Raw genomic sequence first — 23,009 nt, forward strand, 5'->3', positions numbered from 1 at the left:
GCAGCATCATTGGCCTGCACGGCGCAACGCCTGCGCCGTGCAGCCAAACCGCCGCCGCACGCACTTGCCCAGGTAACTCGCATCCGCCAGCCCGACCTCGTCTGCTATCTGAGCCAGGCTGTGGCTGGAATTGAGCAGGCGCCAGCGTGCCTGCTGCAAGCGCATCTCCAGCCACCAGCCCTTGGCGCTCATGCCGTGGCTGGCCTGGAACTGGCGATCCAACTGGCGCCGGCTGATGCCAAGGTCGGAGGCCAGTTGCTCGACCGACAACTTCGCCCCCAGGTGGTGGCGCATCAGTGCCAACGCGCGGGTTACCTGACGCCCCTGCCCCGCCCCGGCCTCCAGAGAGCGCAGCGCGTGCCGGCTGTCGCGGGTCTCATCCACCAGCATGTCGGCCAGGCCTTTGAGTGCGCGGGTTCGCCCACATGCCGCCGATAGCAGTTCAACAGCCAGGTCGATGACCGCCGTGCCGCCAGCACAGGTGATGCGCCCACCATCAATGCAGTACAACTGCTCGGGCAGCAACTGCAGGTGCGGGAAGCTGGCTCTGAACTCCGCTTCGTGGCGCCAGTGCACCACCACCTTGTGCCCGTCCAGCAAGCCACAGGCCGCCAGCAGAAAGGCGGCGTTGTCCACCGCTACCAGCTTTACGCCAGCCTTGACGGCCTGCCTGAGCAAATGCTGGTAACGCGGCGCCAGCTGAGCGGTAGTCCCAGCGCTACGTCCACCAAACACCACCAGGTAGTCGTAGCCGCGCAGCTCGATCTGCTCCGGGGTGGCCTGCACATTGACCACCGCGCCGCTACTCGAAGGTACCGGGGCGTCGGTCAGGCCCAGCAGCGTCCAGCTGCAGTAGCGCTGACGGCTGTAATCCTCGTCGTCGGCGCTGAAGCGCAGCTTGTCGAGAAAGCCACCAAAGGGCAGCAAGGCGAAATCCGGCAACGGCAGGATCAGCAGGCGAAGATCAGGGGGCATCGAAGCATGTCCAGAAAGCACCATCAGATGACCAGATAATACCCTGTGAATTCAGCGCTGTGCCCTAGACTGGGGGCCTGCAAACCGACAGGACACTTTCCATGGCACTCGACACCTGGCTGATCTACCTGCTGGCCAGCATTGGCCTCTCGCTGACCCCTGGCCCCAATAGCCTGCTGGCCCTGACCCACGGCGCCGTGTACGGGGCTCGCCGGACACTGTTCACCATCGTCGGTGGGGTTTTCGGCTTCAGCGCCCTGATCGCCTTGGCCATGTTCGGCCTCAGCGCCTTGCTGCAGGCCTCGGCCTCGGTATTGACCGTGCTCAAGTGGGTAGGCGGCGCCTACCTGATCTGGCTGGGGATCCAGCTGTGGCGCAGCCCGGCCCTGCACCTGGAGCTGAACGCGCGGGCTGCTCGGCTGAGCAATGCCGGCTTGTTCCGCCAGGGCCTGCTGTCGGCCATGGCCAACCCCAAGGTGCTGCTGTTCTATGGCGCCTTCCTGCCGCAGTTCATCGACCCACAGCGCGGGCTGTTCATGCAGTTCGTGGTGATGGCCGCCACCTTCGCCAGCGTGGAGTTCGTGGTCGAGTACCTGCTGGCACGTCTGGCGTATCGTATCCGGCCGTGGCTGGCCAAAGGCGGCAAAGGGTTCAATCGCTGCTGCGGCAGCCTGTTTGCGGTAATTGGCGCGGCGCTGCCCTTGGGCCGGTGAGCCTGGTCTGGTGAGCTTGGTCTGGTGAGCGCCGCAGTCCTGTCAGACCCGGCGTGCGCCAGCCAGGAACACCAGCAACGCCACACCGGGTAAGGCGGCACCGGCCAGTGCAATGCCGTGCCAGCCAAACTGCGCGAACAACCCGCTGGCCATGGCCGAACCCAAGGCACCGCCGAGGAAAATGCTGGTCATGTACAGCGCATTGAGCCGCCCACGGCTGGCCGGGTCCAGCGCATAGACCTCACGCTGGCCGATGACCATGTTCATCTGAACTGCAAAGTCCAACAGCACCCCGGTCAGCCCCAGGCCGATCACACTGAAGCCGGGCGTGGTCAGGCCAAGCAGCAGGGCCAGCGGGGCCAGCACCAGGGCCAGCAACGAGCCACGGCGTGCATGCCCGGCATCGGCCAGTCGCCCGGCCATGGGCGCAGCGATTGCGCCCACCGCCCCCACCAGGGCGAACACGGCGATCTGGCTTTGCGACAGCCCGTGGTCATGGGCCAGCGCAAGGGGGACGGCAGTCCAGTAAAGGCTGAACGCAGCGAACATCAACGCCTGGTACAGCGACCGCTGGCGCAGCACCGGGTAGCGGCGCAGCAGTTCGATCAGCGACGCCATCAATCCAGCATAACTGGCACTGTGCTCAGGCACCCGACGCGGCAGGGTCAGCGCCAGCAGCAGGATGATCGCCAGCATCACCCCCGCAGCGCCGATGAACACGGCGCGCCAGCCAAAGTGATCAGCCACCAGGCTGGACAGCGGCCGCGCCAGCAGAATCCCCAGCAGCAAGCCCCCCATGATATTGCCGACCACACGCCCCCGTTGGTGCTCTGGGGCCAGGTGCGCGGCCAGCGGGATAAGCATCTGCACCGCCACCGAACTGAAGCCGATCAACAAGGCATAGAACAGAAACAGCTGGCCCTGGCCACTGCCGCTGGTGCCGGCCAGCAGCAGGCTGACGCAGGCCAGCACGGCAGTAACGATCATCAACCGGCGGTTTTCCACCAGGTCGGCCAACGGCACCAGCAACAGCAGGCCCAAGGCATAGCCAAACTGAGTCAGAGAAACGATCAGGCTGGCGCGATCGGCGGACAGCCCCAGGTCTGGGGCGATCAGCCCGACGATGGGCTGGGCGTAATAGATGTTGGCGACGATCGCGCCGCAACAGAACGCCAGCAGGGTGACCAGCGCGCGGCTAAGGCCTGTGGCCGGCGCCCTATCTGCGGCAAGGGAGGGGTTCATGGGTAAGTCCTCGACAATGGGCGGAAGATGCCGGGTACGTTACCTACGGGTGTCGCTCCAGAGAATCCGGGCCTGGCGCAACGGGGCTTTGCGTCATGCGCAAAAGTGCCGGCTCAGGGCCGCACCAGGCTTTCGCAGAAGCTGATGAACGCCTGCACCCGGCGCGAGCCACGGTGGTTAGGCAGGTACAAGGCATTTATGCTGTCACTGGCCGCGCCTGGGCTCGCCTGCCAGTCACCGAGCACCCTCTGCAGGCGCCCTGCCGCCACGTCCTCACGTACCAACCAATCGGCCAGCAAGGCAATGCCACTGCCCGCAAGGGCGGTTTCGCGCAGCATATCGGCATTGGCGCTGCGCAACGGCCCGCTCACGTCCAGCTCCAGCGCCTCCTCTGCTCGGCGCAAGCGCCAGGGGCGCCCTTTCTGCCCGTAGCGAAAACGCAGGCAGGCATGCTCAAGCAGTTGCTGGGGGTGAACCAAGGCCGCGCGTCCCGCCAAATACCCGGGGCTGGCCACCAGCCAGCGGTCGAAGGTGCCCAACTGGCGGCAGACCAGTTCATCATCTGGCGCCGGGTCACCCAAGCGGATCGACAGGTCATAGCGGCCATCGAGCAGGTCATCGAGGCGGTCGCTCATGTCGATGTCCAGCTCCAACGCTGGATGCAGCGCCATGAACCGGCCCAGGTGCGGCGCGATCACCCGCCGTCCGAATTCCACCGGCAGGCACAGGCGCAGCACCCCTACCGGCTCCTCGCCACGGTCGGCGACACTGGCGTCTGCCTCATCCAGTGCATCGAGAATGCCCCGCGCGCGCTCGTAGTAACGTGCCCCCGCCTCGGTCAGGCTGACCTGGCGCGTGGAACGGTTGAGCAACGTGGCACCGAGTTCGGTTTCCAATGCATCGACCAGCCGCGTGACCGAAGATGGAGCTACGCCCAGCCCGCGTGCGGCGGCAGAAAACCCCTGTGCATCGACGGTGGCCACGAACATTTTCATTGCCGCTAGCTTGTCCATTTGTTTCCCGTCATTGAAATCTCGGAACGCTCCTACAATCGCTGTGGTAGGTCAAGAAGCGCACTGATGACTCATCCGGTTCATAGTGGCAACACCTCCCGTAGAGCGAGATTACCAATGCCCCTTGCGAATGTATTGAACGAGCTTCCCGCCCGTTGCCCGACCGATGTCGAACTGGTCGACGAGTTGCTGAAACGCCCTGGCTTGCGCATCGAGCGCATCGTCTCCAACGGCCAGGCCAGCCCGCCCGGTTTCTGGTACGACCAGGCCGAAGGCGAATGGATTTTGCTGCTCAGCGGCGCCGCCGGGCTATGTATTGAAGATGAAGGCCATACCCGCCTGCTGAAACCCGGGGACTGTCTCGATATTCCCCCCCACTGCCGTCATCGCGTGGAATGGACCGACCAGCACGAACCCACCATCTGGCTCGCGGTGTTCTACAGCGCCTCCACCCCCTGGCCAAACGGCTGACCTGACCTTCCCCCTCATCCAATAACTGAACGCCTGCCTGCTGCCCTCCGGCAGCGGCGCAGAGCACTCGTTCGCCTGTGAAAAGTGTCGCACAGACACGTTTACACGCCTTTGCCGGATACCTTTGCCATGCATTACCTCACCACCGAAAACCGACTACGCCAAACCCTTACCGCCTCTGCGCTGGGCCTGAGTGCAGTGTCACTCAGTACGGATGCGCTTGGCGAAGCCCCTGCGCCGCTGGAGCTGGAACCCATCGAAGTCACAGCCACACGTGACGATGGCCTTCGCTCCGAATACTCAGCATCGGTGAAGTACGTCGCGCCGCTGCTCGACACGCCGCAGACCATAACCGTCATCCCAGCCCCTCTGATTGCCCGGCAGCAAGCCCTGGGCCTGCGCCAAGTGCTAGCGAACGTCTCCGGCATCACCTTCAATGCTGGCGAAGGTGGCGGCGGCTCGGGCGACAGTCTCAACATTCGTGGCTTCTCGGCGGACAACAACCTTCAGGTCGACGGGCTTCGCGACAGCGCTCAATTCACCCGCTCGGATACCTTCAATGTCGAACGGGTCGAAGTCATCAAAGGCCCCAACTCGGTGTTCGGCGGGGCCGGCACGACGGGGGGCAGCGTCAACATCATCAGCAAGGTGCCCGAACATCACCGCTTCAACCAGCTGAGTGCCAGCCTGGGCAGCGCCCAGTACCAGCGTTTGACGCTGGACAGCAACCAGCCTGTGGATGGCGTTGGCCAGGGTAGCGCGTTACGCATCAACCTCATGGCCCACCAAAATGACGTGCCTGGCCGCCCCGGTATCGAGCGGCAACGCTGGGGCGTGGCGCCCTCCCTGTTACTGGGTCTGAGCGATAGCACTCGCCTGACGCTCAGCGCATTGCACCAGGTCGACGACAACCTGCCCGACTACGGCGTGCCAGCGCGGGAAGGCAAGCGCCTGGCCGGTGTCGGCCGGCACAGTTACTTCGGCTGGAAGAACCTGGACAAGGAGCAGGTCGAACAAAGCGTGCTGACCTTCAAGGTTGACCACGACATCAACGACAACCTGCGCCTGCAGCAACTCGCTCGCTACAGCCAGGTCAGGCGCGACACCGTGGTATCTGCTTCGCATGTCAACACCGAAGGTTTGCCAGTCGGCCATTACCTGCCAGCCGGGCCGCAAGGCTATGGCCGCGACGCCACCACCGAACTTTGGATCAGTCAGACCAGCCTGCTGGGGCATGGCGACTGGCTGGGGTTGGGGCATGACTGGAACGCGGGCGTCGAGCTGTCCCGCGAGACGCTGGACCTGAAAACCTACAACCATGGACTGGGCAATGCGCTCTATCCAGCGGGCGGCTATGCCCTGGCCAACCCGCCTGGTACCTGGAGCGGTCCGGCCCACAAGACCCCCTTGGGTTACAACGAATCCGAGCTGACCGATCAGGCGCTCTACCTGTTCGATACCATCGCCCTGGCTGAGCACTGGGACCTGCACCTGGGCCTGCGCTACGACCACTACGTCGGCAAGGCGCGTGGCTACAAGCCCGGGCAGGAGCGCACCGCCTTCACATCCCGCGACGACGCCCTGAGCGGCCGGGCCGGGCTGGTCTACAAACCGAGCGAGAATGGCCGCGTGTACCTGTCCTGGGGCACCTCCTTCAACCCTTCGGCCGAAGCGCTGGTGTCCAATGGTCGGGGCTTGACCGCCGCAACGCAGGGCCTAGAGCCGGAGCAGAGCCAGACCTGGGAGCTGGGCAGCAAATGGATATGGCTCGATCAGCAGTTGGAACTGGACACCGCGCTGTTTCACATCATCAAGTCCAATGCCCGGGAAGCCTTGGCCGATGGTTCCACCCAGCTGTCCGGCAAACAACGTGTGCAGGGCTTCGAACTCGGTTTGACGGGCCACTTGAGCAGCCGGTGGAGCGTGTTCGCCAACTACACCTTCCTCGACAGCGAGACGCTTGAAGCCGCCCCTGGGGGAACCAGTTTCGCCCGCAAAGGCCAGGCGCTGGGGAACACACCACCACGTTCACTGAGCCTGTGGACGACCTACAACCTCTCGGATGACTGGACCCTCGGTTACGGCGCCCGCCATGTCAGCAAACGCAACGTGACCTCAAGCGGCACGGCCAAGCTCGATGGGTACTGGGTGCACAACGCGATGCTGGGCTACCAGGTCAACCCGCAGCTGGACCTGCAACTGAACATCAATAACCTGTTCGACAAGACCTATGTCGAGCGGGTACGCCAACAACGCGGAAACGCTGCACGCTCCTCCGCCATCGAGTATGGCGACGCACGCGGAGCGCTGCTCACCGCCAATTACCGCTTCTGATCAGCCCAAGTGCCGCCCTGCTTCAAGGCGGCACTACTACCAAAGTCTATCGCGCCACTTCAAAAGCAAACACAAACGCCGCACACGCTGCATATTTACCCACATGATCTAGACTTTTAGCCACACCTTGGCAAGTTCAACCCTGCGACAATCAGCCTCACAAAATTTTGTACTAACTTGTTAATTAGCTTGCTAAGGGCTTAAACTCCGCGCATTCCACCTGCTGAGATCCCTGGCATGAAAGAAACACCGCGCGCCTCTGGCGCCACAACCCTCATTCTGGTCGGCTTGGGCGTGATCGTCGCCCTGCTCGGCCTCCTCCTGGCTGCTGGCGGCATCAAGCTGGCTGGCCTGGGCGGCTCCTGGTACTTCCTGATCGGCGGCCTGGCCATGGCCATCGCCGGTATTCTCATCGCACGCCGCAAGGTCGCCGGTGCCTGGCTGTATGCCTTGTTCCTGGTCGGTACCGTGGTCTGGGCGCTGATCGACGCTGGCTTGCAGTTCTGGCCACTGTTCTCGCGCCTGTTCATGTTTGGCGCGATCGGCATGGTGGTCGCACTGGTGTACCCGCTGCTGGCACGCGCCAACGGCGCCAGCGCCGGCCGTGGTGCCTACGGTGTCGCGGGTGTTCTGGCCGTGGTGCTGGTCATCGCGGCAGGCAACATGTTCGTTGCCCACCCCAGCGTTGCCCCCACCGGTAAAGGCCCTGGCCTGACCCCGGTGGAGCCGGAAAAAGCACAGAAAGACTGGGCCCACTACGGCAACACCGAAGGCGGCAGCCGCTTCGCCGCGCTGGACCAGATCAACCGCGACAACGTCGACAAGCTCAAGGTGGCCTGGACTTACCACACCGGTGACGTGGCCATCAGCGACGGCAACGGTGCCGAAGACCAGCTGACTCCGTTGCAGATCGGCAACAAAGTGTTCATCTGCACCCCGCACAACAACCTGATCGCCCTCGACGCCGACACCGGCAAAGAGCTGTGGAAGAACGAGATCAACGCCCAGTCCAAAGTCTGGCAGCGTTGCCGTGGCATGGCCTACTTCGACGCCACTGCGCCGATCGCCCAGCCGAGCCAGCCAAACAGCTCGCCTATCACCCAGGCCAGCGTGCCGGCCGGCGCCAACTGCCAGCGTCGCCTGTTGACCAACACCATCGACGGTCGCCTGATTGCCGTTGACGCCGATACCGGTGAGTTCTGCCAGGGCTTCGGCAACAATGGCCAGGTCAACCTCATGGCAGGCCTGGGCAATGTCCCGGACTCCTACTACCAGCTGTCCTCCGCGCCACTGATGGCCGGCACCACCGTGGTGGTCGGCGGCCGCGTTGCCGACAACGTCCAGACCGACATGCCAGGTGGCGTGATCCGTGGCTTCGACGTGATCACCGGGGCCATGCGCTGGGCGTTCGACCCGGGCAACCCGGAAGATCGCAACGCACCGGTTGGCGACAAGACCTACGTGCGCAGCACCCCCAACAGCTGGGCGCCGATGTCCTATGACCCGGCGATGAACACCGTATTCCTGCCGATGGGCTCCTCGTCCACCGACATCTATGGTGTCGAACGCAGCAAGCTGGACCACACCTACGGCGCCTCGGTGCTGGCGCTGGATGCCACCACTGGCAACCAGAAGTGGGTGTACCAGACCGTGCACAACGACCTGTGGGACTTCGACCTGCCGATGCAGCCGAGCCTGATGGACTTCACCAAAGACGACGGCCAGACCGTGCCTGCGGTGGTGATTGGCACCAAGGCCGGGCAGATCTACGTGCTCGACCGCGCTACCGGCAAGCCACTGACCCAGGTTGACGAAGTTCCGGTCAAGCCAAGCAACATCCCGAACGAGCCTTACTCCCCAACCCAACCGAAGTCGGTCGGCATGCCGCAGATCGGCGCGCAGACCCTGACCGAGTCGGACATGTGGGGCGCCACGCCGTTCGACCAGCTGCTGTGCCGCATCGACTTCAAGAAGATGCGTTACGACGGCCTGTACACCGCGCCGGGCACCGACCTGTCGCTGAGCTTCCCAGGTTCGCTGGGTGGCATGAACTGGGGCAGCATCTCCACCGACCCGGTACACGGTTTCATCTTCGTCAACGACATGCGCCTGGGCCTGTGGATCCAGATGATCCCGTCGCAGAACAAAGGCCAGGCTGCTGGTGGTGGTGAAGCGCTGAACACTGGCATGGGCGCCGTTCCGCTCAAGGGCACTCCGTATGCGGTGAACAAGAACCGCTTCCTGTCGGTGGCCGGCATCCCATGCCAGGCACCGCCCTTCGGCACCCTGACCGCCATCGACATGAAAACCCGTCAGGTCGCCTGGCAGGTCCCGGTTGGCACCGTTGAAGACACAGGCCCCCTCGGCATTCGCATGCACCTGCCGATCAAGATCGGTCTGCCGACCCTCGGCGGCACCTTGTCGACCCAAGGTGGCCTGGTGTTCATCGCCGGTACCCAAGACTTCTACCTGCGCGCCTACGACAGCAGCAACGGTAACGAAATCTGGAAAGCCCGTCTGCCTGTGGGCAGCCAAGGCGGCCCGATGACCTACGTGTCGCCGAAAACCGGCAAGCAATACGTAGTGGTCACCGCTGGCGGTGCACGCCAGTCGACTGACCGTGGCGACTATGTGATTTCTTACGCCTTGCCGTAAATCGCGTCGCCCAGCATCGCCGGCAAGCCGGCTCCTACAAGACCTGCGCAGGTCCCTGTATGAGCCGGCTTGTCGGTGATGAGGCCCTAAATGACTACCCGAGACTCAGTAATGTCCCGCGCTATTCGCTTCACCCCCCTGCTCCTCACCCTGGCCAGCACCGCTGCCCTGGCCGAGGGCGACCTCATGACCCGCAGCACCATGACCGGTGACTGGGGCGGCCTGCGTCACCAGCTGGAAGAAGACGGCATCAAGTTCACCGGCGACTACAGCGGCGAAACCGCCTACAACGCCCACGGCGGCCTGCACCGCTCGGCGCGCTACTCGCAGAACCTCAAGCTTGGCGTGCAGTTCGACCTGTCGAAACTCTACGGCCTGGACAACGGCGGCAAGGTCCAGCTGACCATCAATGACCGCCGCGGTAACAGCGCTTCGGAAGACCTGGTGGGCAACCGCCTGCCGATTCAGGAGAACTTCGGCGGCCTCTACACCCGCCTGACCGAGCTGAGCTACGAGCGCACCCTGTTCACCCCGGCGCTGAACGTCAAGCTCGGCTACATGGCCATGGGCAACGACCTCGGTGGCCTGGACAGCGGCATCCTGTGCAACTTCATGAACGCCGGTTTCTGCGGCCACCCATTGAACATGTCGGGCGGCAGCGGCTGGACCAACTACCCCAATGCCCACCTCGGCGTACGCGTGAAGTACGACCTTTCGCCGTCCTGGCAGTTGCGCGTAGCGGCGTTCAACGTCGACCCGGAAAGCAATGGCAACTCCAGCCGAGCCTGGCACCTGGGGCCGAAACACACTACCGGCACCGTGGTACCGGTGGAGCTGGTGTACAAGCTGCAGGGCGAACTACCGGGCGAGTACAAGCTGGGCTACTACTACGACAGCTCCGATGTGAAACGCATTGGCAGCGACGACGAAGTGTCGGGCCGTGGCGGTCACTACCTGCTGATCGACCAGGCCGTGTGGAACGACCCAAGTTCGGCTGGCCGCAGCCTGCACGCCTTCGGCCAGTACTCGGCGTCGAGCAAGGCCGCCTCGCCGTTCACCAAGTGGTACGGCGCCGGCGTTGTGCTGTACAAGCCGTTCGAAGGCCGTCCGCGTGACACGCTGGCCCTGGGCTATGGCCGCGCCGTGCCGAACCCGCGCAGCCGCGATGTGCTTGAAGAAACTGCGCTGAACAACGGCCAGGCGTTCCCCGATATCGACAGTGCCGAACAGTTGATCGAGCTGAGCTACGGCTACCAGGCCACGCCATGGTTGAACCTGCGACCTGATGTGCAATACATCATCGAACCGGGAGCCTTCTCCGGGACGGACATCGACAACGCGCTGGTGGTCGGCCTGCAGGTCAAAGCCACCTTCTGATCCGCATTCACTCTGGCGCACTGCTCATCGGCGGTCTTTACTCAACCCTTCCACCGAGGAAGGGTGCAGCCGATGACGCAGGCTACGGAAGGCAAACTGAATGTCTGGGCGCTGACCGCCCTGGTGGTGGGCTCGATGGTCGGCGCCGGGATCTTCTCCCTACCCGCCACCTTCGGGCGCGCCACCGGCGGGTTGGGTGCAATTATCGCCTGGTGCATCGCCGGGTCCGGCATGCTGATGCTGGCCTTCGTGTTCCAAACCCTGGCGCGGCGGCGCCCGGACCTTGAGTCCGGCATCTATGCCTACGCCAGCGCCGGCTTCGGCAGCTACCTGGGCTTCGCTTCGGCCTTCGGTTTCTGGGCAGGCACCTGCATCGGCAACGTCTCCTACTTCATCCTCATCAAATCGACCCTTGGCGCGTTCTTCCCAGTGTTCGGCGACGGCAACACGGTGGCGGCGATTGCCGCGTCCTCGGTGCTGCTGTGGGCTTTCCACTTCCTGGTATTGCGTGGCGTGCAGCAGGCGGCGGTCATCAACACCATCGCTACCGTGGCGAAGATGATCCCGATCCTGGTGTTCATCGTGGTCATCATCGCCGCCTTCGACAGCGAGCTGTTCGCAGCGAACTTCTGGGGCAGCCCGGCTGTGGGCCCGGCGGCCGATCTGGCCCACCTCGACGATTACGGCCGGGTCGGCCACGCCGCCACCGAACTGCTGCCGCCAGGCGAGTCGCTGTTCGAGCAGGTGCGCAGCACCATGCTGGTGACGGTGTTCGTGTTCCTGGGCATCGAGGGGGCCAGCGTCTATTCCCGCTATGCCAGAAACCGCCGGGATGTGGGCGTGGCCACGGTGCTTGGTTTCGTCGGCGTGCTCTGCCTGCTGGTTCTGATCACCCTGCTCAGCTACGGCGTGATGCTGCGCCCGGAGCTGGCCGGCTTGCGCCAGCCCTCGATGGCGGGCGTGCTGGAGGCCATCGTTGGTCGCTGGGGCGCGATCTTCATCAGTATCGGCCTGATCATCTCGGTACTCGGCGCGTACCTGTCATGGACCCTGCTGGCCGCTGAAGTGCTGTACTCGGCGGCCCACGACCAGGCCATGCCAGCCTTCCTCACCCGGCAAAACCCACATCTGGTGCCCTCGGCGGCGCTGTGGCTGACCACCTTGTTCGTGCAGCTGTTCCTGCTGCTCACCTGGTTCACCGAGTACGCCTTCACCCTGGCCCTGGAGCTGACCAGCTCGCTTACCTTGATTCCCTACCTGCTGGTCGCGGCCTATGCGCTGAAGCTGGCTGCAACCCGCGAAACCTATCAGGACACACCGAACGAACGCGGCAAGGATGTGTTGATCGCCCTGCTGGCCACAGCCTACGCGCTGCTGATGGTCTGGGCCGGCGGGCTCAAGTACCTGCTGTTGTCGGCGGTGATCTACGGGCCAGGCACCTTGCTCTACATCAAGGCCCGACGTGAACAACGGCAACCCGTATTCACCCCTCTGGAGCGCAGCGTCTTCGCGGTGGTGGTACTCGGGGCGGTGGTGGCGGTTTACGGCCTGCTGAGTGGGACGATCGAGATCTGATCGAGCGTCGCGCGAGCCCTCTTCCCAGCCCACTGGTCAAATGGGAAAGACAGGCTTTACTGGAAGCTAACGAGCAGTGGAAACGGTGTGCGCCCATGAAGATCGTAGTCACCAGCATCCTCGTCGAAGACCAGGCCAAGGCCCTTGCTTTCTACCATTACGTGCTCGGTTTCGAACCCAAGCATGACCTGCCCATGGGCCAGCATCGCTGGCTGACCCTCACCTCACCCAATGACCCAGACGGCGTCGAGTTGTTGCTCGAACCTGATGTGCACCCTGCCGCCAAGACCTACAAGACGGCGCTAAAACAGGACGGCATCCCCTTCACGACCTTTCGTGTGCGCGACATCCAGGCCGAGTACACCCGCCTGTGCAAAGCCGGCGTGACCTTCACCCAGCCGCCCACCGCCATGGGGCCAGTCACCGTGGCGGTGTTCGATGACACCTGCGGCAACCTGATCCAGATCGCCCAGAAGAACTGACAGTGCTTCACAGCGTGGTCGGCAGGCGCAACGTGGCACGCAAACCGTGCGGTACCCGGTTGGCCAGCTGCACGCTGCCACCCGCACGCTTCATGATGGTGGCGACGATCGAAAGCCCCAATCCGGCGCCATTGGGCGCGTCCTTGCTGTAGAAGCGCTCGAATGCCCGCTCCAGATTCGCCGCTTCGATACCTGGCCCTTCATCGTCAACGTCCAGCAGCACTGTCTGACCCTCGCGATGCAGGCGCACACTGACCCGCCCTCCCGCGGGCGAATGATCCGCGGCATTGGTCACCAGGTTCTGCACAGCGATGCCCAGGGCACCGGCGTCGGCACTGACGCGGAACGCCCCTTCGGCAATGTCCAAAGAAGGCTCCAGACCGCGCGCAAGCATCCACGGGGTCAGTTCGGCCAGCGTTTCGGTCACCACTTCAGCCAGGTCAACCGGCTGCCAGTCACGTTGGCCCAGTTTCGGCTCCAGCCGCGCCAGCGTCAGCAACTGATTGACCACCCGGGCGAGGCGGTCGACACCGCCAATCAGGTAAGTCAGCGCCTTCTGACGCTCCGCTTCGCTGGCTGCGGCCAGCGCGTTCTGCGCATGCAGGCGCAGGATCGCCAATGGTGTGCGCATCTCATGGGCGGCGTCGGCAATGAAACGATGCTCGCGGCGCAGCATCTCGTCGATCTGCGCCAGCAATCGATTGATCGCGGCCTGCATGGGTTCAAGCTCCGCCGGCAGCGGTACCAGCTGCAAGGGCTCGAGGGATTCGGCATGGCGGGCGCGTATGACCGTGGCCATGTTCTGCAACGGCTTCAGGCCCCAGCCAATCGCTGCCCAGACCAACAGGGCCAGCACCAGACTGCCCAGCAGGAACGGCAACAGTGTGTGGCGCACGATACGGTCGATCAGGTCATAGCGCACGTCGTTGCGCTCGCCCACCCAGATTACCCAGCGCTTCTCGGGCACCGGCAGCACAAAGCTGCGCCAGCGCTGCTGCGCCACGACGATATCGGCAAAACCCGGCGCCCGCGGTGGTTGATCAATGTGGGGGGCGCTGGGCGTGTGCACCAGAACGCTGCCATCATCGGACCAGACCTGAAACGCCAGCTTGCTTTCATACGGGTGCCCTACCCGGTGTCGCCCCGCCTTGCTCAGCGCCTCGTCGAAGGCGCGGTAGAGGGCGTCACGGCTCTGTTCCTGCACCGGCAGGCTCATGATCCCCTGCAACAGCCGAGCGTTCTGCGCCAGGTGGGCGTCATAGACCTCGTTAATCTCATGTCGGCTGTCGTGGTAGTTGTACAGCGCCAGGGCACCGCTCCCCACCAGCAACGACAACATGACCCGCCACAACGTGCGCTGGCGCAGCGAACTCATGGGTGGCCTTCCACCAGGTAGCCGATACCGCGCACGGTACGGATCAGGCCGTTGAACAGTTTCTTGCGCAGCTGGTAGATGTTGACCTCCAGGGTGTTGCTCTCGGGCTCTTCATCCCACCCGTACAGCAGCTGAGTCAGGCGCTCACGGGTGAACACCTTGCCCGGTTGCGCCAGCAGTTCATGCAGCAGGCGGTACTCTTTCGGCGTCAGCACCACCAGTTGGCCCTGGTAATGCACCTGCTGGGTGGCAGGGTCCAGGCTCACACCGGCATGCTCGATCACCAATTGCGCGCGGCCGGCACTACGGCGCAACAAGGCCCGCAATCGGGCCTTGAGTTCGTTCAGGTCGAAGGGTTTTACCAGGTAGTCGTCGGCACCGGCGTCCAGGCCGTTGATGCGGTCTTCGGTGGCGTCCCTGGCGGTGAGGATCAGCACCGGCAGGTTTCGGCCGCTGGCGCGCAGACGCCTGAGCAGTTCGATACCGTCCAGCCGAGGCAGGCCAAGGTCCAGCACGACCAGGTCGAAAGCCTCGTGCAGCAGTGCATGCAGCGCGCTGGCGCCATCCTGCAGCCAGTCGAGGGTGTAGCCTTCCTGACGCAGGCCGTCACAAATCCCCTCCCCCAATGCCGCATCGTCTTCAACCAGCAACAGGCGCATGCTCAATCCTGCTTGTCCTTGATCGCTTTGAGTAAAGCATCGATTTCGCCACGCCGGCCCTGGTCCGCCAATTCGCGCCCTGGCCTTGCAGGCGCCTGCGCGGCTTTCTGCAGCGCGGCGCGGGCCTCGTCGTAGCGGTTTTGTCGATACAGGTGGTCGGCCCAGAAGTAGTTGCTGTCGATGCCGTCGGGGTTGATCGCCAGGGCTTGACGCAACATCGCCTCGGCCTTGGCGTGGTCACCAAAACTCAATGGCCAGCCCGGCACCTGGTCATACAATGCCCCCAGGCTGGTGTACGCCGAGCCTTGCAGGGCCTTGGGGTCCATGGCCAGCGCCTTTTCGAGGCTGGTGCGGGCCGCCTTGACCTTGCCCAGCGCGCCCAGCCCTCCGGTGGCGCCAGCCCAGCTGCTGTTGACGATCCCGTCCCAGATCAACGGTTCGGCCGAGCCGGGGTGCTGGTGAACCAATGCCGCCGACTGTCCGGCCAGCGTCTCGAATGCAGCAGCCTGCTGGGCCTCGGGCACACGGTAACGAATCTCGGCCCAGCGCTGCTGAACGGCGTTGAGCTGTTGCGTACCGGTTTGGTCGAGTGCCCAGGTAAAGGGAGCCATGACCAACAGTCCGGCCAGTATCAAAGGTTTCATTTGTTCGACTCCTTGCTATGCGAGGTGCTGTAGCGGCGAATCAGCGGCAGTTGCTTGCGCAGTGCGCGGTCTACCACGCCCGGCAGCATGCCGTTCAGCCGTACGAACAGTTTTTCTGGCCAACCCAGGTACAGCTCGTTGCGGTCGGACTGCACGGCCGCCAGCACGGCACGCGCGACGTCTTGCGGGTCGTCCATGCCTACCTTCAAGGCCTGGTTCAAGGCCGTGGCGGCGCTGCTGTTCATGGCCGTTCGGGTGGCCCTGGGCGCGGCATACAGCACATTGACCGGCGTGTCGGCCAGCTCGCGACGCAAGGCCTCGGAAAAACCACGCAGGGCGAACTTGCTGGCGCAGTAGGTGGCGTAGCCGGGGTAACCAATCGAGCCATAGGTGGAACCTACGTTCACCACCAGTGCCGCAGGCTGTTCGCGCAGCAGCGGCAGGCAGATGCGGGTAAGTTTCACGGCGGCCTTGATGTTCAGGTCGAACAGCTCATCGAGCGCGGCCTCGTCGAGTTGCTCGATCAAGGCGAAGCGGTTGACGCCCGCCGCGTTGATCAACACGTTGAATCCGCCCATCGCCCGCGCCGCCGCCAGCACATCGCCGCGGCCTTCGGCACTGCGCAGGTCGGCCGCTTGCCAACGCAGTTGCTGCGGGTAGCGATTCATCAGGCTGGCCAGTTTGCCCAGGTGGCGGCTGACCGCCAGCACCCGGGCCCCGGCCGCACAGAGCTGGTCGGCCAGTTCAAGGCCAATACCGCCGCTGGCGCCGGTCAGCACCACCACGCAATCAGACAGCCGCATGGCGCACCTCGCCCCGGCTGGTTCGCGGCAAGCCCTCGAACATCGCGGTATACAACCGATACACCACTTTCGCGGCGTGGATCACCGCCTGCTGATCCTGGGCCTGGTCCAGACGGTCCATCAGCTGACGGTAGGTGGCCATATGGTCCTGATCCAACGCGCCATGGGAGCTGAGGTAGCTGAATGCCTTGTCCGGCAGGCCCAGGCTGCTCTGCAGGGAACCGGCGGCCTGGGTAGCCAGGGCGATGCTGGTGCCCTCCAGTACGTTGACCATGCCAAACAGGGCCACGGGGTTGCCACGCGCGACCTGGTCGTAAAGAAACGCCACCATCAGCTCGATGGCCAGCACGGGCCGTGCGTTGCGCACCTGCTGTGGGTCGCCCCCACAGGCGGCGATGTCGTCGAGGATCCAGCGCTCGTGGCCGTACTCCTCGTCGATGTATTCACACACTGCCCCGCGCAACCACTCCAGCCGGTCAGGCAGCCTCGCCCCGCAGGCCATCATCAACGGCACGGTATGCCGAACGTGGTGATACGCCTGCCCCAGGAAGGCCACATAGGCTTCAAGGCTGGCCGTGCCTGCGAGCGCATCCGCGATCACAGGCACATCGAACAACGCCGCACGTTCCTCGGCGGTTTGCGCTTGCAAGGTTTCAAAGAACGACATGGCTGACCTCTTTCACTGGATTTCAGACAGCAGCGACCGGTAGTGCTGCAGAATGTGTTCGCGGCGCGGACGACCATTGGCCGTGAGCGTCTGCTGGACGACACTGAGCGGCTCGGGCAGACGTCTCCACGCATGCACCCGGGCATAATCCGGCAGCCCGGCGTTGGCCTGACGCACTGCCTGCTCGATCACCTCGTCGGGGGCTGCGGGGTCCAGCGGCCAGAGCAGCGCCAGGTTGTGAGGCAGGTGCTCGCCGTGGACGAACGCCTGGGCAATCACCCCGCCTTGGGTCAACTCGGCCTCCACCCATTCAGGGTTCACGTTGCGTCCGAAACTGGTGGTGAACTGGTGCTTCTTGCGCCCGTCGAGGTACAGGAAACCGTCTGGATCGAAGTGGCCGAGGTCGCCGGTGGGCCACCAGGCCCCGTCGAACGGCGCTTCACCCAGGTACCCCAGCAGCACCGAACCGCTGACCAGCACCTCGCCGTCTTCGGCTATGCGCACCTGCACATGGGGCAAGGGCCGCCCGACACTGCCGGGGCGCTGCGCCCCTGGACGGTTGAGGCACACCACCGAGGCGCACTCGGACAACCCGTAGCCCTCGAATACCGGTAGGCCCACTGCTTCGGCCCGCCTCAACAGGCTGGGGGCCACCCGGGCGCCGCCCACCGCAACGAAGCGCAACGGCCCCACGCGCATCAGGCCACGCTCGATGGCCGTCACCAGGCCAAGCAACAACTGTGGGACCAGAATCAGGCTCTCGGCTCCCGTCAGGGCGATGCTGCCCAGTAACCGCTTGAAGTCGACCTGGCTTGCGCCGCCCATACCCAGTTGTTGTTGCGGGTAGATCAGCACGCTGGCACCCGCCAGTAGCGCGGCGTACAAGCCCAGGTTCTCCAACAAGACAGCCAGCGGCAGCACCGCCAGGTACTTGCCAGGCGCCGCCGAGCGGCTGGCGCATTCAAGCTCACGCACTACCCGCAGCAGGCTTTCGGCTCCCAGGCATACACCTTTGGGCGCCCCCGTGCTGCCGGAGGTGTACGTGATTTTCGCGGTGCCGCTGGGCAATGGCCGAGCGGCCGTGGGTTCGCGCGTCCAGCAACGTTCTGCGGTGCGAAAGCCACAGTGGCGCAGGTCCTCGGCAAAACCTTCATCGGCCACGGCCAGTACCGCCCCACTCTGGTCCAGGCAATGCCTGCGCTGGGTGAGGCTGAAAAACGCCGGCAAAATCACGCAAGGACGCTCGCCGAACAGCGCCGCCAGGTCCCAGAACAGCAGCTCAGGGCTGTTCTCCAGAGCGAGCACGCACACTCCTGGCGGCTGCTCGGCCAACCAGTCCTGCCGCCATTGCACCTCGGCCAGCAACTGGCCATAGCTGAAAGAGCCGCTGCTGCCCTGCACCGCAGGTTGCGCCCCCCGGTGACGGGCATGCAGGTGGAGGATCTCTTGAAACAACTGCAGTTCATGCGGCATGACCGGCCTCCCGCAGCGTCGACGGCAAGCCAAGCCGCTCGAAAACCCCACGTTGGTCAAGCGCCGCGTAGCCGTAACCGATGCGACCGACGAACACCTGCGGGTGCTGGGCGTAGTAACGCCCCCAGCTCGCCGCATCGCCGTTCAGGCGCCCGGGGTCGGCCTGAGCCAGCACCGTCGGTGCCAGGCCCAGGCGAAGGAAGCTGTTGACCAGGGTCGCCGCCCCTGTGAATGCCACCCATTGCAGGCCACGCATGGCCAGCAACCAGGTCACGGCGATGATCATGATCCGCGCGCTACCGGCACTGAGTGCGGCCAGGTTGCCGACTTCCACCAGCTCCGACCGTTGCACCGTGCCGGCGGCCAGGCGCGAGACGGCAGCCTCCAGAGGCTCATCGAGGTAGCGTTCGAGAAACAACGGGCCACCGCTGGCCAGGCGTATGCCCGCCGCGGCGATCAGACGCTGGTGACTGTCATGCAGCCCCAGCAGCTCTGGCAGGTAGTGCTGGACATCGGCTTGGTGAACGGACTGGAAACGGTCATGAATGAACTGTTCCAGCACGGCGCGTCCGGGGTCGGACAAGCCCTGCATCAGCAGGTGGGCCTGGCGCTCGGGATGGACGCCAATGGCCAATGGAAACATCGCGCCGCAATCGGTCTGGGTCATGGTTTCCCCCTGGGCTCATGCGTTCGGTGCAGTATCCCGGGGAAATCTGAAACCAATCTGAAGTGGCTGTCAGCGCGTTCACAGCCCTCAAAGCATCCGCTACAGTTGCCCTTGCTCACCGCGTATTACAACAAGGATCAGCGATGCGCCACGAATTCAGTGAAGTGCTCAACGACCTGGTCGACTACTTTCTGGTCGGCGATATCCAGTTGCTCGAAACCTTCAAGCAAGACCATGACCTGCCGGACGACCTGGCCTATGAGTTCACCCACAACGACAGCGGTGACCAGGCCGTGCGCGAGGGCATCGTGCTGCCGTTGGCCGGGGTCGACAACCTGCCCTACCGCGTCATCTTCACCCTGGATGGCGATACACCCGCCCTGCTCGAACCCGGCAGCCGCCTGAAGCACCGGCGCTCCGGTTACCTGCTGCGAGTCGAGAACCGCGCACTGATGCTCTACACCTGGCGCATCCTGCAACACTTCACCCCCAAGACCCTGGGTGATCTGCTGGCGCGTTATCAAGTGCCCGGACGGCCGATCATCGAACTGGATAATGGCTGGTATGACGTAGAGGTGCTGGCAGGTGCCGTGGTGCGCGACGGGCTGTACGAGCCAGCGTTCGAATTCGTGTTGACCAAGCGCTGGAGCCGAGGTGAAGCCGCTGAGGTAGATACCGGTTATGCCTTCACCCTGCGCGGCTATTTCGACTGATGAATCGGCCGCTTCCCAGGTAAACCCGCTCCCGACAACGTGGGAGCAGGCTTGCCCGCGAAGCGGCCAGCAAGGTCTCAAGCGTGGTGAATATCCCGATCCTTGGTCTCCGGCAGGAAGAAGATCCCCAGCACCGCCGTCATCAGCGCAATCACGATCGGGTACCACAACCCGTAATAGATATCCCCGGTCGCCGCCACCATGGCAAAAGCCACGGTCGGCAGGAAGCCACCGAACCAGCCGTTACCGATGTGGTACGGCAACGACATCGAGGTGTAGCGGATACGCGCCGGGAACAGCTCAACCAGCCAGGCGGCAATCGGGCCGTAAACCATGGTCACGTAGATCACCAGGATCGTCAGCAGCAGCAACACCATCGGGTAGTGGATCTTCGCAGGGTCCGCCTTTTCCGGGTAACCCGCTTCCTTCAACGCGCCACCCAGCGTGGCGGTAAAGGCATCGCTCTGGGCCTTGAAGTCAGCGGCTGCCAGGCTGCTGCCATCAAAGCTCGGAATCACCCGCTCGCCGATGCGAATCTGCGCCACGCTGCCGGGCTCGGCCTTTTCGTTCTCATAAGGAATGGCGCGCTTGGCCAGCAAGCTCTTGGCGATGTCGCAGGAGCTTGTGAATTTGGCCTTGCCCACCGGGTCGAACTGGAACGCGCATTGGCCGGGGTCGGCCACCACCACCACAGGGTTCTGCTCCTGGGCGACGAACACGTCCGGGTTGCCGTATTCGGTCAGCGCCTTGAAGATCGGGAAGTAGGTCAGCGCGGCAATGATGCAGCCCGCCATGACGATCTTCTTGCGCCCAATCCGGTCGGACAGGCTGCCGAACACGATGAAGAACGGCGTACCGATCAGCAGTGAACCGGCAATCAGCAGGTTGGCGGTCTGCGGGTCGATCTTGAGCATCTGCAGCAGGAAGAACAGCGCGTAGAACTGCCCGGTGTACCACACCACAGCCTGGCCGGCAGTGCCGCCAAGCAACGACATGATCACCACCTTCAGGTTGTCCCAACGGGCGAAGGACTCGGTCAGCGGCGCCTTGCACGCCTTGCCCTCGGCCTTCATCTTCATGAACACCGGCGACTCGTTGAGCTGCATGCGGATGTACACCGAAATCGCCAACAGCAGAATCGACAGCAGGAACGGAATGCGCCAGCCCCAGGCTTCGAACGCCTCGGTCCCCATCGCCGTGCGGCACGCCAGAATCACCAGCAGCGACAGGAACAGCCCTAGGGTGGCGGTGGTCTGGATCCAGGCGGTGAAGAAACCTCGCCGCCCCTTGGGCGCATGCTCGGCTACATAGGTCGCCGCACCACCGTACTCGCCCCCCAGGGCCAGGCCCTGCAGCAGACGCAAGGTGATCAGAATGATCGGCGCCGCCACACCGATGGCTGCGTAGCTGGGCAGAATACCCACCACGGCGGTCGAGATGCCCATGATGACGATGGTGATGAGGAAGGTGTGCTTGCGCCCGATCATGTCGCCCAGCCGACCGAACACGATCGCGCCGAACGGCCGCACGGCAAAGCCTGCGGCAAAGGCCAGCAGCGCGAAGATGAAGGCGGTGGTTTCATTGACGCCAGCGAAGAAGTGCTTGGCGATGATGGCTGCCAATGAGCCATAAAGGTAGAAGTCGTACCATTCGAACACCGTGCCCAGGGACGAGGCGAAAATGACTTTGCGCTCCTCCCGGGTGATGCCGCGTTGGGGTGCGCTACTGCCCGTGGACGCGCTGTCGAGTACCGCCATGGGTTGCCTCCGTCTTGTTGTTATTACAGGCCGGAGTACCTCACACCCATTTCACCGTCGCACCCAGGCCCTAGGGCTTGCATTGGTTGCGCGAAGCACGACGAGGCAGGCCGCCTCGGATCGCAGCAAGGACAGTTCAAGCATAATCGGCTTTGCCAGGATATCCACTGGCCAGCATGGCTGGGCCGTGCGTCAGTTCAGGAACTGTTTCACCCGTTCCAACACCTGCTGCGGATGTTCCCGATGGGGCACATGCCCACAGCCTGGCAAGATTTGCATCAGGCTCGGCCCGCTCGCCAATCGAACCAACCGCTCTGGATGCGCTTGCGAGCCGAACTCATCATCGTCGCCATGCAGACTGAGCAGCGGGCAACGCACCTGTGGCAACAGCGCGTCGAGGCTCCAGTCGGCGAAGTCGTCGGCCAGCCAGTTGTCGACCCAGGCACGCAACACCCACTCGGCCTTATCACCATGGTAACGGCGCAACCGCTCCAGCTGGCCGGGTTCGGCGAACTGCGCATCGGCCTCACGAATGCCCTGCAGCGTACGCGCTTCGGCGAAGGCCTGCGCCGACTCGGTGATCAACCCCTGGCACGCGCTGGCGAATGTCGCTGCGCAGCCGACCGCCATGCCGCCACCGACGCTGTGCCCGAAGACGATGAAGGTGTCCACGCCAAGCTGCTCGCGCACCGCGGCGAAGCCCTGCAGCGCCTCGGCTTCGACAAACCCCAGCCGCAGCTTGCCTGGATGTGCATCGGAGCGGCCAAAGCCAAGGCGATCATAGGCGATGACCCGGCGCCCGGTGATTTGCGCCAGCCGGGCTGGAAAGTCGCGCCACAGGGCGACGCAACCCAGCGAGTCATGCAGCAGGATGATGGGCGCGCCTTGCACTTGTGACACGGCCCACTCTTGTGCGTATAGCCGGCCCTGGGCAGTGACGATCCAGTGCTCGTGGGTCTGCAGCTCAGCCATGTACAGGCCCCTTCAGCTCGACCTGGTTGCCATCGGGGTCGTAGCAGTACAGCGACAGCCCCTCCCCCTCGGCGCCGTAACGCTTCTCGGCGGGTTCGACGCGGATATCCTGCGCAAGCAGGTAGGCGGTCAGCGCCTGCTCATCGAATGGCTCGATGCGCAGGCAGAAATGATGCAGGTTGCGCCCTTGCGGGCCCGGCGCCGCGCCGCCCGGTTTGCCCAGCGGGCCATCGAGGGTGACCAGGTCGATCATCGCCGAGCCTGTCGCCAGGTGGACCATGCCCAGATCGTCCCGCACACGGCTGACCTCACACCCCAGCACGTCGCGGTAGAAGGCAACACTGCGCTCAAGGTCCTTTACCCGCAGGACCAGATGGTCGATATCCTTGATGGCGAACGGTCGCATGCCGGGGCTCCCTATGGCGTCTGAACAATCGTTGCC

Annotated in this window: 21 protein-coding genes; 8 read left to right on the forward strand and 13 right to left on the reverse strand. The window is 64.0% G+C overall.

Going from position 1 to position 23,009, the window contains the following annotated elements:
* Nucleotides 1-6: 6 nt before the first annotated feature.
* Nucleotides 7-975: a GlxA family transcriptional regulator gene (locus PspTeo4_RS10095; RefSeq protein WP_322363578.1), complete on the reverse strand. Its 969-nt coding sequence runs from the start codon at nt 973-975 to the stop codon at nt 7-9.
* Nucleotides 976-1,076: 101 nt separating this feature from the next.
* Here PspTeo4_RS10095 and PspTeo4_RS10100 point away from each other — a divergent pair, with 101 nt between their 5' ends.
* Entirely contained in the window at nt 1,077-1,688 is a 612-nt protein-coding gene (locus PspTeo4_RS10100) for a LysE family translocator (protein WP_322363579.1), read from the forward strand.
* 42 nt (nt 1,689-1,730) lie between these two features.
* Here PspTeo4_RS10100 and PspTeo4_RS10105 read toward each other — a convergent pair whose 3' ends face one another.
* Both PspTeo4_RS10105 and PspTeo4_RS10110 read right to left on the reverse strand, forming a co-directional pair.
* Nucleotides 1,731-2,930, reverse strand: coding sequence for an MFS transporter (locus tag PspTeo4_RS10105; RefSeq protein ID WP_322363580.1), 1,200 nt, complete (start codon nt 2,928-2,930; stop codon nt 1,731-1,733).
* A gap of 113 nt (nt 2,931-3,043) precedes the next feature.
* Nucleotides 3,044-3,943 carry a LysR family transcriptional regulator gene (locus tag PspTeo4_RS10110; RefSeq protein ID WP_322363582.1) on the reverse strand — a complete coding sequence of 300 codons (900 nt, stop codon included), beginning with the start codon at nt 3,941-3,943 and terminating at the stop codon, nt 3,044-3,046.
* 117 nt (nt 3,944-4,060) lie between these two features.
* On the opposite strand from PspTeo4_RS10110, the gene PspTeo4_RS10115 reads away from it, so the two are divergent.
* The 6 genes from PspTeo4_RS10115 to PspTeo4_RS10140 all read left to right on the forward strand — a co-directional run bounded on the left by PspTeo4_RS10115 (nt 4,061) and on the right by PspTeo4_RS10140 (nt 12,837).
* Nucleotides 4,061-4,414 carry a cupin domain-containing protein gene (locus tag PspTeo4_RS10115; RefSeq protein WP_322363583.1) on the forward strand — a complete coding sequence of 118 codons (354 nt, stop codon included), beginning with the start codon at nt 4,061-4,063 and terminating at the stop codon, nt 4,412-4,414.
* A gap of 129 nt (nt 4,415-4,543) precedes the next feature.
* A complete protein-coding gene (locus PspTeo4_RS10120) occupies nt 4,544-6,748 on the forward strand; it encodes a TonB-dependent siderophore receptor (RefSeq protein ID WP_322363584.1) in 2,205 nt (734 codons plus the stop codon).
* 237 nt (nt 6,749-6,985) lie between these two features.
* Nucleotides 6,986-9,403, forward strand: coding sequence for a glucose/quinate/shikimate family membrane-bound PQQ-dependent dehydrogenase (locus PspTeo4_RS10125; protein WP_322363585.1), 2,418 nt, complete (start codon nt 6,986-6,988; stop codon nt 9,401-9,403).
* Between the two features lie 111 nt (nt 9,404-9,514).
* Nucleotides 9,515-10,780, forward strand: coding sequence for a carbohydrate porin (locus tag PspTeo4_RS10130; RefSeq protein WP_322363586.1), 1,266 nt, complete (start codon nt 9,515-9,517; stop codon nt 10,778-10,780).
* Between the two features lie 72 nt (nt 10,781-10,852).
* On the forward strand, nt 10,853-12,355 hold the full coding sequence (locus tag PspTeo4_RS10135; protein ID WP_322363587.1) for an amino acid permease: 1,503 nt from the start codon (nt 10,853-10,855) through the stop codon (nt 12,353-12,355).
* Between the two features lie 95 nt (nt 12,356-12,450).
* Nucleotides 12,451-12,837: a VOC family protein gene (locus tag PspTeo4_RS10140; RefSeq protein ID WP_322363588.1), complete on the forward strand. Its 387-nt coding sequence runs from the start codon at nt 12,451-12,453 to the stop codon at nt 12,835-12,837.
* Between the two features lie 7 nt (nt 12,838-12,844).
* Here the strand turns inward: PspTeo4_RS10140 and PspTeo4_RS10145 are convergent, their stop codons facing one another.
* Genes PspTeo4_RS10145 through PspTeo4_RS10175 form a run of 7 tightly spaced genes read right to left on the reverse strand, consistent with a single transcriptional unit; the run spans nt 12,845 to nt 19,125 of the window.
* Nucleotides 12,845-14,212: a sensor histidine kinase gene (locus tag PspTeo4_RS10145; RefSeq protein ID WP_322363589.1), complete on the reverse strand. Its 1,368-nt coding sequence runs from the start codon at nt 14,210-14,212 to the stop codon at nt 12,845-12,847.
* Nucleotides 14,209-14,871, reverse strand: coding sequence for a response regulator (locus PspTeo4_RS10150; RefSeq protein ID WP_322363591.1), 663 nt, complete (start codon nt 14,869-14,871; stop codon nt 14,209-14,211). The genes PspTeo4_RS10145 and PspTeo4_RS10150 overlap by 4 nt, the downstream gene beginning before the upstream one ends.
* A gap of 2 nt (nt 14,872-14,873) precedes the next feature.
* Nucleotides 14,874-15,515 carry a tetratricopeptide repeat protein gene (locus tag PspTeo4_RS10155; RefSeq protein WP_322363592.1) on the reverse strand — a complete coding sequence of 214 codons (642 nt, stop codon included), beginning with the start codon at nt 15,513-15,515 and terminating at the stop codon, nt 14,874-14,876.
* Nucleotides 15,512-16,318, reverse strand: a complete 807-nt coding sequence (locus PspTeo4_RS10160) for an SDR family oxidoreductase (RefSeq protein ID WP_322363593.1) — start codon at nt 16,316-16,318, stop codon at nt 15,512-15,514. The genes PspTeo4_RS10155 and PspTeo4_RS10160 overlap by 4 nt, the downstream gene beginning before the upstream one ends.
* Complete coding sequence (locus PspTeo4_RS10165) at nt 16,305-16,985, reverse strand: iron-containing redox enzyme family protein (RefSeq protein ID WP_322363594.1); 681 nt, start codon at nt 16,983-16,985, stop codon at nt 16,305-16,307. The genes PspTeo4_RS10160 and PspTeo4_RS10165 overlap by 14 nt, the downstream gene beginning before the upstream one ends.
* Before the next feature lie 12 nt (nt 16,986-16,997).
* Nucleotides 16,998-18,458: an AMP-binding protein gene (locus PspTeo4_RS10170; RefSeq protein WP_322363595.1), complete on the reverse strand. Its 1,461-nt coding sequence runs from the start codon at nt 18,456-18,458 to the stop codon at nt 16,998-17,000.
* On the reverse strand, nt 18,448-19,125 hold the full coding sequence (locus PspTeo4_RS10175) for a thermostable hemolysin (RefSeq protein WP_322363596.1): 678 nt from the start codon (nt 19,123-19,125) through the stop codon (nt 18,448-18,450). The genes PspTeo4_RS10170 and PspTeo4_RS10175 overlap by 11 nt, the downstream gene beginning before the upstream one ends.
* Nucleotides 19,126-19,268: 143 nt before the next feature.
* On the opposite strand from PspTeo4_RS10175, the gene PspTeo4_RS10180 reads away from it, so the two are divergent.
* Nucleotides 19,269-19,838 carry a hypothetical protein gene (locus tag PspTeo4_RS10180; RefSeq protein WP_322363597.1) on the forward strand — a complete coding sequence of 190 codons (570 nt, stop codon included), beginning with the start codon at nt 19,269-19,271 and terminating at the stop codon, nt 19,836-19,838.
* Nucleotides 19,839-19,915: 77 nt separating this feature from the next.
* Here the strand turns inward: PspTeo4_RS10180 and PspTeo4_RS10185 are convergent, their stop codons facing one another.
* The 3 genes from PspTeo4_RS10185 to PspTeo4_RS10195 form a co-directional block, all read right to left on the reverse strand.
* On the reverse strand, nt 19,916-21,595 hold the full coding sequence (locus tag PspTeo4_RS10185) for an MFS transporter (RefSeq protein ID WP_322363598.1): 1,680 nt from the start codon (nt 21,593-21,595) through the stop codon (nt 19,916-19,918).
* A 192-nt stretch (nt 21,596-21,787) separates the two neighbouring features.
* The gene (locus PspTeo4_RS10190) at nt 21,788-22,567 is read right to left on the reverse strand and encodes an alpha/beta hydrolase (RefSeq protein ID WP_322363599.1); all 780 of its coding nucleotides are present in this window, start codon (nt 22,565-22,567) and stop codon (nt 21,788-21,790) included.
* Complete coding sequence (locus tag PspTeo4_RS10195; protein ID WP_322363600.1) at nt 22,560-22,973, reverse strand: VOC family protein; 414 nt, start codon at nt 22,971-22,973, stop codon at nt 22,560-22,562. The genes PspTeo4_RS10190 and PspTeo4_RS10195 overlap by 8 nt, the downstream gene beginning before the upstream one ends.
* Nucleotides 22,974-23,009: the final 36 nt, after the last annotated feature.

Origin of the sequence: Pseudomonas sp. Teo4 (assembly GCF_034387475.1) — a bacterium.
GTDB lineage: Bacteria > Pseudomonadota > Gammaproteobacteria > Pseudomonadales > Pseudomonadaceae > Aquipseudomonas.